The following is a 13,503-nucleotide window of genomic DNA, read 5'->3' as shown; positions in this document are numbered from 1 at the left end:
CGTGCTCGCCGCCGGACGCCGGGCGCCTTAGCAGCGGTCAGCGCTCGATCCTCGACATGGGCGCGGGCGTCACCTAGAATGGGTAACGTAGGAAACAAAACACGTTACCTATTACCGGTTACCGGACGCTGAATCTGGAAGGGCTGCCATGTCGACGTCGGAGAAGATCGCTCACGCCTACGGCGTACTCGTCGCGCGTGGGGACAAGGTCACCGTGCGGGCGGTGCAGAAGCAGGCGGGGGTGCGGATCGGCGAGGTGGCGGCGTGGATGCGCGAGCACGCCGCGGGTGCAGCCGGCGAGGTTCCCGAGGCCCCGGACTTGTCGGAGCCGATGTCGGCGATGGTGGCCTCGGTGTGGGCGGCGGCGTGGAAGCGCGCCGCCGAGCAGGCAGACGAGGCCACTGCGGTGGCGCTCGATGCCGCGCGCGCCGGCGAGGCCGACGCCCTCGCCGCGGCGGAGACCGCCACCGCGCAACAAGCAGACGCCGACGCGGCCAGGGAGGAGGCGGTCCGGGACGCCGAGCAGCTGCGCACCGAGCTGGCCCAGGTCCGCCAGCAACTCGAGACGATGCAGCGTGAGGCGGAGCAGGCGCGCGTCCAGGCCGAGGAGGCCGACCGTGCCCGGGTGCGGGCCGAGGCCACTTCGGACACCTTGCGTGAACTCCTGGACGCGTTTCGTTCCTCCGGGCAGGCCGACGAGGACAAGTAGTGATCCGCACCGTGGTGGCCTTGTCGTGTCGGACCGGGCGAGCACACTGACAAAGCAGGACAGGCAATGAACAAGCGGCCCGGACTTCCGTCAGGTGCGGTCGGGCCGTAACGGGACGAACGCCAACACGGGAGGGACGTCATGTGGGATCTACAGACCGCGGTACAGGCCGTGGCGGTGGTCGCGGTGGCCTCGCTTTTGGTGCCGCCGCTGGCACGCGGCATCGGAGGCATCTGCGCCGTGATCGGCTTCTGTGGGGTGGTGCAGTCGAGCTCTTGGGCGCCGACGGTGATGGCGTTGGGGATGGTGGCGTGGTTTGTCGGGCACTGGTCGTTCGCGGTCCGTCACGATGTGGTCTACCGAACTAACCTCGGGCGCATCGTTATCGACAAGACGCCGCTGAAATGGACGATTCCGCGCTACTGGCAGTTGCGCCGCGCGCGAGGCCTTGCGGCAGCCCGCTGACACTTCCCACCCGACCGAAACAGCAATGGCCCCACCGCTTCGGTGGGGCCATTGCTGTAGGTGTTTGGAGACGATTCTAGAACAGTGGCGGCTCTTCTAGCGGCGCGGTGTTGCCGCAGGCGCGGGCGTACGCCTTGGGGTTCCAGCCGCCGGCGACCGCGTCGCGGACGGCGAGGGAGCGGGCGTGCCGGTCGTGGCGTTCGGTGGTGTTGCGGATGATGCCGGTGCGTCCGCAGGCGACCGCGTAGAGCAGGTTCGCTGATTGGGTTGAGGCGATGAGATGGTCCGGGTCTAGGCGCACGCACAAGGGTTCGTTGCAGCGGTGCTCACCGATCGCCTCGGCGGTCAGTTGGCCGGCGACTAGGAGCGCGAAGCGGTGCGCGTACTCGGTTCTGCTGACGCCGTCTCGACGCCAGGTGATCCGTCCGTACCCGTCGGAGATGGCGCCGGTCCAGATGTGGCATCCATTGCCCGGGGCGCGCACGACACGGGACTCAAACGCGGCAATCGCCGCCTCGGTCGGAGGCAGTGTCGAGTCGTACGGCCTGGACCGCCTCGGGGCAGGTCGGGGCCGGGGACGGGCGTCCATTCCCGGCAGCGGGATGTCCTCGAACCATCCGCCGGAGACGGGCTCAGTGCTGTTGGTCACCGTTGGTGTCCGCCGAGGTCTGATCCGCCGCTGGCGTGTCACCGCCGTCGGCATCGTTGACCGTGTCGTCGGTGACGGTGGTGCTGTCCTTGGCGGCGCGGATCGCCGCCCCGACCTCGCGGGCAGACAGTCCGGTCATCTCCGCCAGATCGGCCTGCACCACGCCCAGGTCCCGAAGCTCGACCAGCGCCTGACCGAGAGCGATCTGCGCGTCATCGCGGGCATCGATCGCCGAGAACACCGCGACCAACTGGGCCTCACGCTTGCGTGCCCGCTCCAGCTCGTCGGCCATCGCCTGACGAGCCCTGGCCCGCGCGGTCTGTGAACGTGAATCAGTCTTGGTAGCCGCCATGACACCCGACCCTATTGCCCCACCCATCGTGCCGCAATGCCCAACCACCATGCCGCCGTCATCGTCGCGCCGTCCTGGTCCCCGATCGCCGCACCACATCTAGCACCGGCCGTGCTAGATCATCCTCGCTGTCGCTCGGTTAAACCGCCACACACAGTAGGCACTACTAGTGACGTCCGGAAAGCGGCTGCTCAGCGCGCCGCCGACGCGTCGTGCGTAGACGCCGCCCCGCGGCGGCTCTACGCTGGGGCTCATGATGAGCCTCCGAGCGGTGCACGCCGGTACTGGATACCAGTACCTGCTGCGCTCGGTCGCCACCCATGACGCTGACCCCGAAGGAAAGTCGCTGTCGGACTACTACGCGGCCAAGGGAACACCGCCCGGGCGGTGGATCGGCAGCGGATTGGCCGGCCTGCTCTCTGAGACAGCGACCGCCGGCGCCGTCGTGGGAGAGGTCCAAATGGCCGCCCTGTACGGCGAAGGGCTACACCCGGACACCGATCAGATGATGGCTGAAGGGAAGAGTCTGGGCGCCTGCAAGCTGGGCCGGGCCTACCCCCTGTACTCCGGAGATGTCCCCGTGCTCGCGGCGATCTCCGCCGCTGAAAAGTCGTTCCTCACTGCCGAGGCGCGTCGCCCCACTCCCGACGAGAGAAACCAACTCGCCGAGAGCGTGGCCCGCCCGTTCTACACGAGCGAGTTCGGCTATGAACACGCCTCCGGCAAGGACGTCATCGCCTGGGTGAACCGCGAACGGGACAAGGTCCGCCAGGCCGTCGCCGGATTCGATTTCACCTTCTCACCGGTCAAAAGTGTCAGCGTTCTGTGGGCGCTTTCCGACGAGCACACGGCCTCAAAAGTGGCGGCGCTACACCATCAGGCCGTGGCCGAGGCCCTGCGATGGGCCGAGGACAATGCGATCTACACCCGCGTGGGTGCCGGCGGCATCGAGCAGGTGAAAACCAGAGGCATCGTCGCCGCTGAGTTCACGCACTTCGACACCCGTGGCGGAGACCCGGACCTGCACTCGCACGTGTTGATCGCCAACAAGGTGCAAGGCCCCGACGGCCAGTGGCGCACGCTGGATTCGCGGACGATCCACCAGATGCACCAGGCGATCTCGGCTCGCTACGACGCTGTCCTGCACGACCTACTCTCCCGCCGGATGGGTCTGGACTTCGAGGCGCACTACCCGCACCCGGACAAAGCGCCGATCTGGGACATCAAGGGCATCGACCGCCGTCTCATTGACGTGTTCTCGTCCCGTCGCGCACTAGCCCGCCCGGTCTACGAGCAGCTCGTTGCCGAGTACGTAGAGAAGAACGGGCGCCAGCCCACCCAGCGAGCGGCGTACGCCCTGTGGCAGAAGGCGATCCTCGATACCCGCGACGCCAAAAAGCCCGCCCAGTCCCTCGATGAGCACCGTGCCAAGTGGCGCCAGGTGGCTGAGCAGGCCATCGGCGCCGACGCCGTGTCATCCGTTGTCCGCGACGTCACCGAGCAGGCCACCGTCGATGCGCAGCGCAAGGTTTTTGACACCGACAGCCACGCCCGACAGGTCGCTGAGCAGGCCGTCCAATCGGTGTCGTCACGCCGCGCGCAGTTCCGCCGGTCGCACGTAGACACCGCCGTATCCACAGCTCTGAAGGGCTACCGGTTCGCCTCCGACGACGCCCTCGACCAGGCCCACGCCAAGGTCATGGACATCGCGCTTCGCGAGCTCATGGTGGAGCTGACGCCACCTGATCCACTGATCCTGCCCGAGCCCCTGACCGGCCACACCGGCGCAGGAATCGACCGGCACGCCAACGCCGAGAAGTACACCACCCAAGCCGTGCTCGACGCCGAGACCCGCGTCCTGGATGCAGCCCGCACCCCGGTGGCAGTGATCGCACCCCGCGCCAAGCTCGAGAAGGCACTTGCCGCCCACGAGAGGACCACCGGCTGGCCGCTCAACACCGGGCAGAAGGAACTGGCCCACCACCTCGTCGGAGCGGGAACCCTGCTCGCCGCCGGCGTCGGACCGGCCGGTACCGGTAAGACCACCGCCATGAAAGTGGTCGTGCAGGCGTGGGAGAACACGGGCCGCCACGTCATCGGTCTAGCGCCCTCCGCGGCAGCGGCCAGCGTGCTGGCTGAGGACATCGGCACCGACTGCCACACCATCGACTCCCTGACCTTCACCTGGCTCGGCCGCAACCCAGGCGCCCCGGGACGGAGCCTCGAGGCGCTGCCGGTGACCATCCGCCCCGGCGACATGCTCCTAGTCGACGAAGCGGGCATGGCCAGCACCGAAAACCTCGCCGCGCTGACCGAAATCGCCGCCGAATCCGGCGCCGTCCTGCGCCTGATCGGAGACCCGAAACAGCTCGCCGCCGTCGAGACCGGCGGCCTGTTCGCCGACCTGACCCGCACCCCGGGAACAGTCGAACTGAGCGAAGTCATGCGCATGGGAGCAGACACCGAACAGGCCGAGGCAACGCTCGCCCTCCGCGAAGGCAACACCGACGCCCTGGACCTCTACGCGCACCGCGGCTGGATCCGTGGCGGACACCGCGAGCAGATGCTCACTGACGCCGTTCAAGCCTTCCTCGACGACACCAAGGCCGGCCGCAAGAGCCTGGTCATCGCCTCGAACAACAGCGACGTCGACTCGCTCAACGAGGTCATCCGCGCCGACCGGATCGCCCACGGACACGTCGACGACACCCGCACCACGCGCCTTTCCCGAGGCGACACCGTCGGCGTCGGCGACACGATCATCGCCCGTGAGAACGCCAAGCTCTACACCTCCGACAGCAAGTACCTCGGCCGGGTGCTCAACGGCCAACTATTCACCCTCACCGGCATCGCCGACGACGGCTCACTAAGCGTGCGCGACATCAACACCGGCAACGATATGGTCGTGCCTGCCAGCTACGCGAGCAAGAGCATGCACCTGGGCTACGCCACGACCATCCACCGTGCCCAGGGCGCCACCGTCGATGTCACCCACGCAGTCGTCGACACCTCGGTGGACCGTGCCGGCCTGTACGTCGCGATGACCCGCGGCAGACGAGAGAACCGCGCCTACGCCGTGTGCGAACCCACGGTCGACCTGTCAGCCGAAGACGCCCACATGCACTCCGCCGGCGACCACGACGCCCCCACCGCCGCCGAGGTACTGGCCGCCATCCTCAGGCGCGACACCCACCAAGCCTCCGCGACCGCAACACTGCGCGAGGAGATGACAGGCGCCACCGACCCGGCGCGCATTGAAGCGCTGTACCGCCACGGCGTCGACCTCGCTGCCCAAGCCTTCACCAGCTCAACACTGCCCACCTACATCGACGCCCTGCCGCGCCTCTACAGCCGACACCTCGAGCCCGGAGGCGACCAATACGACGCCCTCGCCCAAGCCTGGACCAACGCCGCCACCACCGGCCACGACCCCCGCGAGCTGTGGGCCGAGGCCACCGCGAACCTGGAGACCGCCGACAATCCAGGGGCCGTCATCGCGCACCGGATACGTCACGCGACAAATGAGGACCGGGACCGGGACGCCCTGCCCACCCCTCCCCCAATCGCGCCGGCCACCGACACCGAACTCGCAGCGTGGCTAGCGACCACCCACGGCTCGCTCACCACCGCACCGGCACCCGCAGCGTCTGACGACTTCGCTGAGTCCTATCTGGCCCACCGTGCCGCAGAACAAGAACGCGGCCCGGAGACCCACACCACGACGAGCTCGCCATGGGGGCCGTCTACCGACTCCTCCCCCGACCTGTGGTGACTCGCCCCGGCTCCGAGGCATCAGGCACCAGTGGTCAGGCGGCGGTGGCGGCCCATTGGTGGGGTGCGAGCAGCATGTCGGGGGCGGGTAGGGCGGCGCGGGCTGCGGCGACCAGTTCCCACCAACTGTCGGGATCGGCCTCGCGATGGCGATCTTGGGCAGCCATCGCCGCGCCCCAGGTGGTGGCTGATACTGGCGGGCCGGTCGAGGTGGCGCCGTAGGCCAGCGCGATGTCGGTCGGATGGATCTGTTCCGCCTCAGCAGGATCGGGGAATTCGCCCCACTCGGCCAGCGCGTCGGAGCGCTCCGGCTGATGCCGGGTGGTGAACCACCACACAAACACCGCCGAATGCAGCCGGTATAGGCGCACCCGATCAGCGTGCGCACCGTCGACACCAGCAGCAACGGCCGCTCGCGCTAACCGCGACCGACTCCGGTACACGCGGCCGTCAGCGGTGCACAAACCCAGAGAGCGCAGTGCGCGCAGTTTGCTGCGCACCGTCGCCGGACAAACACCCAACCTGGTCGCCAGCTCACGCACTGATACGCGACCAGCGGACATGTGGGTCCATACGCGCATGCCCAACACCCCCAGGGGGCGAGCGTGCCAGATATCTTCCCGGGCGCACTCGAGCTCAGCGTCAAGCTGACTCTGCATCCCCGGAGTAAATACTGCGCCACTTCTTTTCTTCCCGCCCCCGGGGTTCACGATCCGCCACACCGTCGCCCAGGGGCCTGCCGCTCGCTGCACGCGGGCGACCCACCCCTGCTGGCCAAGGACTTTCAGTCGGTCGGCGACGGCGTCTCTGGTCAGGCCGGCGGCGAGGGCCCAGTCCCGCTCGGACAGGTGCACCTCGGTGGCTGCGGCGGCGAGCGTGCGGGCGGCCAGCGCCAGGAGCACCAGGCGGTCCTGGGCTCCGGTCTTGCCAGTCCACCGGCCGGGCCGTGCGTCCATGCGGGTGAGCAGGTCGGCGACCAAGGCTTCGGCGACTCGGCGGGCAGGCGAGGGTCCTGCAGTGCTGCGCTGGGTGTAGCTGGCAGCGGTGACGGCTTTGGCCCACTGGCGTGCCAACTCGGCGGCCACGTCGAGTCGAGGGCTGCGCTCCCCCGCACCGGTGCGGCTAGTCCGTACAAACTCCAGGCCGGGCCACCGGTCGGTGAAAGCGGCCTCGTGCAGGTCGCGGTACTGCATCCGAGCGTGGGCGCAGGCCAATAGGATTGACCACCCCACCGCGGAGGCATCCGTGCGGGCAGTGATCGGGGCGCGGGCAAGGGCACGGATCTGAGGGTTCAGGGGGCGTTTGGGTCCGGAGAGGTACGGATGGCCTTGCGCGTCGACGTGCACAGGAACTGGGGCGATCCCAGCACCGGCGGTGGAGGTGCCCTTGGTCTGAGGTGGTTGTGTCAGCTGCGTGAGTAGCGTGCGCAACGCTCGCAGGGACACCGGGCGGATATGGGGATCTGTCAGGGGCACTGACGTGCCGCCGGCGCGGTGAGGCGAGCCCGGGGCGCGGACACAACCTGTACGCGAGTTGGACAGCGGGCCCCGATCCAGCGAGGGCCACGCGGTACAGAAAGCGTCGATGATCGGTGCCAGGCGGTGCGCCGAGATGGCGGTGCTCAGCCGGATCCATACGTGGTATCCCCCACCAGGTCCTGACGAGCACACCAGGTGCTCGATGCCCGCGCCAGTCAGGGCGGCTGTGCACGCGGCGAGGTCTGGGTCCGCGGTTGAGCCAGCATGGTGGGCGTCAAAATCCAGGGCGAGGAGCCGAAACTTGCCCGATTCATCGGTCAAGTGCAGCGCAAAAGGTGTATCTTCCCCCGGCGCGCCGTCGGTGAGACGTTGCGTGGCGGCGAAGGTATGCGCCTTGTGCGTGTCGACACGCACATACGGGCGCGGACTCCACGCGGACACCACGGAGTCCCACCACCAGGTGGGATCGGGGGGTATGAGGTTGTCGCGGTCAGAGTGAGACACGCCGATCGGATCGACTGGACCATCCGATGGGTATGACTTACTCTGAGAGGTGCCTGGAAGCACAGCTCTCCTAATCGGTGAGCAACACCGAGTTTGAGCGGTAACTCGAACTCTTGACTTTCGATCCCGGTCCACCTGCCAGTGGGCCGGGATCAGTCATTTCAGGGTTGCGGGGTGTTCAACTGTTGGCCGGGCGCGGGCCGGCCACCGCCTCACGCTGAAATTGCCTCCTCATCTGCAGGTGGAACTACGGCCTCGGGCAGGCCAAGATTGATGGCGGCGAGGTCAGACAAGTATTGAGACATCGAGACGCCTCTAGACCTGGCTTCCACCCGAAGTGCCTCGTACACCTCAGGGGCCATACGGACGGGCACGCGCATGCGCTCGCCGAATGACGGTCGCCCGGGGCCCCGCTGCTTCGTCGCCATGGGAGGAAAACTGCCACACTTGGCGCCACAAATCCTATCGACACGCCTAGGTGAGGTGGAGTTTTTGGCGCCGCCTACGGCTCTGTAGGCGGTCAGCGGCTGCGACACATCCGCAGCGGTGTATACCGCAAAACCTACACCGGTATACACCGCAACACCAGTACCGGTCTAACGGTGATTACTGATGTACCGTTATCGGTCTAAAGGTATTTCGGGATGTCCAGCGTGGCTAGCGCGCTCCTGTACTGCAGTTTTGGTATCAAGGTAATGACCACAATAGGTACAGCGGTGTCGAGGTGTAGGAAGATTGAGGTGTAGCGGGTTTTGAAGATTGCGGTAGTTAATACCAAGGGTGGCGTCGGTAAGACGACCACCGCCATTTACCTAGCGACGGTCGCGAGCGCGCAGGGCAAGTCGACTGAGTTGCTAGACGCGGACCCTCAGGGGTCGGCCACTAGTTGGGCTGAGATTGCGACGGAGGGGAGTGCGCCTTTGCCGTTTCAAGTCTCGCCCGCGAACAAGATCACGCTTTCGCGCGCATCTAGTAGCGACATCACAGTGATCGACACGCCTCCGGGTGCTGCTGACATCATTCAGGCCGCGATCGATGCGGCTGATGTTGTCGTGGTCCCCACTGCGCCGTCTGGGTTGGACCTCCAGCGCGTCTGGCCGACGTTGGAGGCTGCTGCACATAAGCCAGCTGGCGTCCTTCTCACGAGCGTTGAGCTCGGCACTAAGCTGCTCGAGCTCACAAAGGAGGCCCTTGAATCGGAAGGGGTGTTCGTATTCGAGAATGTGATTGGGAAGCGACAGGCGATACGCCAGTCATTCGGCACAAGTCCAACAAGCTTCTTCGGCTATCGAGACCTGATGGACGAGATCGTTGAGGTGACTAAATGAGTGGCAAATCGGAACCGGTGAGCCGTAGTTTGCGCCCACGGGCCGCAGCTCCCATCCGGCCGGTCTCGGAAACGTTCTCTGCTTCTGAAGCCGCACGTCCGGCCGGTCCTCGGCGTACGAAGACATCTCTAGCGCTTGATGTTGAGGTGTACCGGAGAGCCAAGATTGCGGCCATCCAACAAGGGGAGACCGTGTCTGAGTTTATCGAGGCAGCTATTCGAAACGCACTTCCTGAGTAGTTTCGCCAGAGGTGAACACCGCCGTTGGTAAAAACGGATCGAGGTATATACCGCTGACGGTGTCGGCCACCGAAGAGGTCGTGATCCTCAGGCTGGCAGGCAAGTCCGGTGCGAGCATCGAGCACGGGCGCCTAGCCGCGTGACGAGCCCGCCCTGTGATGAGGGGGAGTTGGCAACTAGCGTCTGAACTGCGAACTTTCCAAGTTCGCATTGGCGTCGAGACCCTGGTCCTGGGTAACGAACAGGTCTAGCAGCTTCGGCTTGTCAGCTTAGGCGTTGGATTCTGCCATCGCGAGCCGTGCCGGCTGCGGATTGTCGAAACGCGTCTTATCGGCGCCGGCGGGGTAGTACGCCCCCACGTAGCCGTCATCGGTTCGGCAGGGGATGAGGTCACTTGTAGACGTCACCGCGGTGGCCGATGCGCAGCACGAGCACGACAAGGGCGTCGTCTTCGAGGTCGTAGATGATGCGGTAGTCGCCGACGCGGATTCGTAGTTCACCTTCGCCTCCGGCGAGCTGTATCGCGCCGGGCGGCCGTGGTGTCACAGCCAGGGCTTCAATGGCGCGGACGATTCGCTTTTGCTCAGTGGGGTGAACTTTGCGGAGGGCTTTGGCAGCCGAGGGCTTATAGGTAATCGAATAGGGCATCAGCGGGTGGTAGGCGCAGGTCTACAGGCCCAGTTCCGCCATGAGGTCCTCGTGGGAGATGCTGCCGTCCTCGCGGCGGGCATCGGCCGCACCGCGAACGTCGGCCTGATCCTCCAGGGCCTGCAGTGCACGGTCGAAGAACTCCGGCGAGACGACAACGGCGCGCCGACGGCTTCCCCGGCTGAGGATTTCCACCGGCGCCCGCTGTGCGGCGTCGAGTACCTCACTCTGATGGGCGCGAAAGTTGCTGAGCGTCGTGGTCACCATGCCACTAAGAGTACATCTTGTACAACTCGTAGTCTAGTAGGTGCCAGGGCGCAGCCGCCTGCCTGCCCAGCCCTGGAAGCACCGCGGTAGGTGCGGAGGTATGGCGGCTCCATCTGTGTGGCAATCGTTCGCTACGCTGGATCGACAGTGTCATCGGTGGCGTCATGGCCCGAATTGACCAGTATGGGCTTACGGATCGCACGAAGTTGGAGCAGCTGCTGGCGCCCGCGATCTGTAAGGCGCCAGTACGTGTTCGTATCACTTCCTGGCCGTCGCTTGACACCATTCTCGATGAGTCCGAGAGCTGTGAACTGGACCTTCACGTCATTGAAACTCTCGATGGCGACTTTGGTGTTGTAAATCTGTCCGATCCGGTCGTCTTCCTTTGAAGCGTCCCCAGATGCTTCCGTATCATCCAGCGAGGCATCGGAAGCGGAGTCTGCGTTGACTAACGCCTTACGCGCCAGCGTGCCGCAAAGGTGCGACAAACGTGTACGGAGGTGCTCCTCCGATGCCTCGTCCATGAGTTCAGGGCCGAGATGCTTAAGAATTTCGTTCCAAGTGGAATGAGTTGTCCAACGTGTGCGCTTCTTGTTGTATTGACGCGCTTCTCCAGCATCGACCATTCGTTGCGTGTGGTACTCAAAGGCGCAAATGAGTTCGGCGGCCTCGTTTCCCTGCACTAGTTCCGACGGGTCGACAGCCGAGGCGTGCTGACGCTGCTCGTCGTGGAGGTCCGCCGATAGTTCTCGCACTCTGGCTCGAAGTTCGGCCAATTCCGCCTTGACCTCAGGTGTCATAGCTTCACTGGCTCTTATCCATCCAACGGCCGGATGTGACTTGCGGATCTGCATAATTGCAAGCGCAACCTGGCCCGGGAGGTCCCCAGGTTCGTGCCAGTACTTGACCATCTTCCTTTCGATCTTGTGTCGGAAGGCGTCTAGTTTTTCGCGCAGATCGTCGGCGAGATCAAGTTTGTTGCCAGGCAACTTTCCGGGATCGCCGTGAAGGAACCCCATCACGGGCTTCTTGGTCTCCACCGCGTAGTCAAATTCCATCTCAGTGTACGAGAGTTGCTCGACTTCGTCCATGCTGCCGTAGCGGCCGCCGATTATTACGACGTAGTAGTCGCAGAGGTCTATTACGCCTTTAATAAGGTCCCACTTCTCGCTGTTCGACGCTGGGAACAGCTCCATCCCAGAGGGGATGCAATCGGCCTCTAGCAGGGTCTGGATAACTGCACGGCGCTCCTCCACTAAGTCTTTGAAAGTCGAACTGATGAAGACCTGCTCGCGCCGTTCAGTCGCCATGGGCACAACACTAGTTGCTCAGCGAGCTTTCTACGATCGCCAAACCTGGAGAATGCCTTGGGCCAGCCGGGCCTCTAGACCCTAGGACCTGGTGCTTTGGGGTACACCCGTGCGGGACGGTCAAGGATCCGCCATCGGCGCTGTGTCGCAGGGTCAAGTTTGCTACTTATGAAACAGCGTCCCTTCGGGTCTAGGGTGTATTGATACATAATCCGGGCGAAAGGGTCTTCGGATGGCGGATCGGATCGGAACGCTTTTGAATCGGTCGGGTGACGGTGGCGAGGAGGTCCTCATCGTCGGCCGCGGGAAGGTGCGGACTCGGTTCCGCCGCCGGGACGAGTTGGGCTGGAACTTTCGGGTGGAGTCGACGGACTCGGAGAACATCGTCGAGGGGAAGCCAAAGCCGGATCCGACGCCGGCTCGCCGATCGTCGCGGCCGCGCGGTCAGCGGGTGGCGTATGTGCGGGTGTCGGCCGCGGATCAGAACGAAGCGCGTCAGCTCGAGGCGGTTGGGGAGTGCGACCGGATCTATGTCGAGAAGCAGTCTGCACGCTCTCGTGCTGATCGCGAGAAGCTTGCCGAGTGCATCGGGTATCTGCGAGATGGTGACGAGTTGGTTGTTGCGTCGATGGACCGGCTCGCTCGTTCCCTGGTGGATCTCAAGCAGATCGTTGTCGAGATTACTGCCAAGGGTGCCAGCGTGGAGTTTGTCCACGAGCGGGCTACCTACGCCGCCGGCGCCCAGGATCCTCGCGCCGATCTGATGCTCTCGCTGCTCGGGGCGTTCGCCGAGTTCGAGCGGGCCATCATCCGTGAACGTCAGGCAGAGGGCATCGCCATCGCCAAGGCGAAGGGTAAGTACAAAGGGCGCAAACGCGTCTTGACCGACGAGCAGATCGACAAGGCCCGCGCCCGCATCGAGTCGGGGGAGGGGCCATCGGCGATCGCCCGCGATCTCGGAATCGGACGCTCCACGCTGTACCGGGCGCTCCAACATCAACTGACAACCACGTCGAATTAGGTGGTCCATCCCCCTGCCTGCATCGTCCCCTCCGCGTGGACCGGCCACTGTGGTACGGTGCGTATAACAGTTAAACAGATAGTTTGACGGTGTTTTGGGAGGGTGTTGTGGCGACGATAGCGTTTCGTGTGGACGATGCCATGCGCTCCGAGCTGGAGGAGCTCGCGCAGAGTCGGGGCGTGAGCCTGTCCGACCTGGTGCGATCCACCTTGGAAGGGCTGATCCTTCGAGATGATCCCCGGGGGCGGTGGACAGAGACTGCGCCGCGCACCCTGACGACCTACGAGCGGCAGATGCTCGCCATGCAGCACCGCATCCTCGCCCACGTGATGCCACCCACGCATGAAGAGGCCCCCACCGAAGACTGCGCCCATGTGGAGGGGGACCCCGACTATCAGCGCCAACGCGCCCAGATACTGGAAGGCGGGTACGTCACCGAATACAGCGACGTGTTCATCAGTACCCACCCCGAACTGACGGCCGACGAGTGCACCTTCGTGATGGATCTACTCGACATGTTTCGCACCATCACCGTCAGCATCCAGCGTCTTCGGGGCGCCGGGCAGAGCATCGGTGACGAAACGGAACGGTTGCTGCAGTTTGACGGCTTTGATTACCAGGTCAAGGCCGAAACGCGACTCCTTGACTACGTCCGGCATCTCGTCAGCGAGACCCGCTGGTCCGAAGTGCTCCCCGTGCTGGGTCCTGATCACGACTACGGCAACTCCCACGGTCCGAGGCTGGAGCTTTACCAGCGGATTC

General features: G+C 65.0%; 12 protein-coding genes. 6 read left to right on the top strand and 6 right to left on the bottom strand.

Features of this window, described 5'->3' with window-relative positions; translation table 11 throughout:
* Positions 1-148 precede the first annotated feature (148 nt).
* Positions 149-709, top strand: a complete 561-nt coding sequence (locus tag DPA01S_RS14600) for a DNA-binding protein (protein WP_061917443.1) — start codon at positions 149-151, stop codon at positions 707-709.
* A 141-nt stretch (positions 710-850) separates the two neighbouring features.
* The gene (locus DPA01S_RS14595; protein WP_061917439.1) at positions 851-1,174 is read left to right on the top strand and encodes a hypothetical protein; all 324 of its coding nucleotides are present in this window, start codon (positions 851-853) and stop codon (positions 1,172-1,174) included.
* 76 nt (positions 1,175-1,250) lie between these two features.
* Here the strand turns inward: DPA01S_RS14595 and DPA01S_RS14590 are convergent, their stop codons facing one another.
* Complete coding sequence (locus tag DPA01S_RS14590) at positions 1,251-1,823, bottom strand: hypothetical protein (protein ID WP_061917435.1); 573 nt, start codon at positions 1,821-1,823, stop codon at positions 1,251-1,253.
* The gene (locus tag DPA01S_RS14585) at positions 1,807-2,175 is read right to left on the bottom strand and encodes a hypothetical protein (protein ID WP_232303180.1); all 369 of its coding nucleotides are present in this window, start codon (positions 2,173-2,175) and stop codon (positions 1,807-1,809) included. The genes DPA01S_RS14590 and DPA01S_RS14585 overlap by 17 nt, the downstream gene beginning before the upstream one ends.
* A 253-nt stretch (positions 2,176-2,428) precedes the next feature.
* Here DPA01S_RS14585 and mobF point away from each other — a divergent pair, with 253 nt between their 5' ends.
* Positions 2,429-5,947, top strand: coding sequence for a MobF family relaxase (gene mobF, locus DPA01S_RS14580; RefSeq protein WP_232303179.1), 3,519 nt, complete (start codon positions 2,429-2,431; stop codon positions 5,945-5,947).
* Between the two features lie 34 nt (positions 5,948-5,981).
* Here the strand turns inward: mobF and DPA01S_RS14575 are convergent, their stop codons facing one another.
* Positions 5,982-7,139, bottom strand: a complete 1,158-nt coding sequence (locus DPA01S_RS14575) for a hypothetical protein (protein WP_061917425.1) — start codon at positions 7,137-7,139, stop codon at positions 5,982-5,984.
* Between the two features lie 1,541 nt (positions 7,140-8,680).
* On the opposite strand from DPA01S_RS14575, the gene DPA01S_RS14570 reads away from it, so the two are divergent.
* Positions 8,681-9,256 (top strand): nucleotide-binding protein, encoded by a 576-nt coding sequence (locus tag DPA01S_RS14570; protein WP_061917422.1) that lies wholly within the window; start codon positions 8,681-8,683, stop codon positions 9,254-9,256.
* A gap of 629 nt (positions 9,257-9,885) precedes the next feature.
* On the opposite strand, the gene DPA01S_RS14565 is transcribed toward DPA01S_RS14570, so the two are convergent.
* The 3 genes from DPA01S_RS14565 to DPA01S_RS14555 form a co-directional block, all read right to left on the bottom strand.
* Entirely contained in the window at positions 9,886-10,143 is a 258-nt protein-coding gene (locus DPA01S_RS14565) for a type II toxin-antitoxin system RelE family toxin (RefSeq protein WP_061917419.1), read from the bottom strand.
* A gap of 21 nt (positions 10,144-10,164) precedes the next feature.
* A complete protein-coding gene (locus tag DPA01S_RS14560; RefSeq protein WP_032375739.1) occupies positions 10,165-10,410 on the bottom strand; it encodes a type II toxin-antitoxin system prevent-host-death family antitoxin in 246 nt (81 codons plus the stop codon).
* Positions 10,411-10,541: 131 nt separating this feature from the next.
* Positions 10,542-11,720: a DUF4062 domain-containing protein gene (locus DPA01S_RS14555; protein WP_157076982.1), complete on the bottom strand. Its 1,179-nt coding sequence runs from the start codon at positions 11,718-11,720 to the stop codon at positions 10,542-10,544.
* Positions 11,721-11,952: 232 nt separating this feature from the next.
* On the opposite strand from DPA01S_RS14555, the gene DPA01S_RS16510 reads away from it, so the two are divergent.
* On the top strand, positions 11,953-12,741 hold the full coding sequence (locus tag DPA01S_RS16510) for a recombinase family protein (protein ID WP_084374802.1): 789 nt from the start codon (positions 11,953-11,955) through the stop codon (positions 12,739-12,741).
* A 179-nt stretch (positions 12,742-12,920) separates the two neighbouring features.
* A partial coding sequence (locus tag DPA01S_RS14545; protein ID WP_198150817.1) for a YfbU family protein occupies positions 12,921-13,503 on the top strand: 583 nt, incomplete at its 3' end.

Source organism: Dietzia papillomatosis NBRC 105045 (assembly GCF_001570845.1).
GTDB lineage: Bacteria > Actinomycetota > Actinomycetes > Mycobacteriales > Mycobacteriaceae > Dietzia > Dietzia cinnamea.
This window is presented reverse-complemented; position numbering and strand designations above follow the sequence as displayed.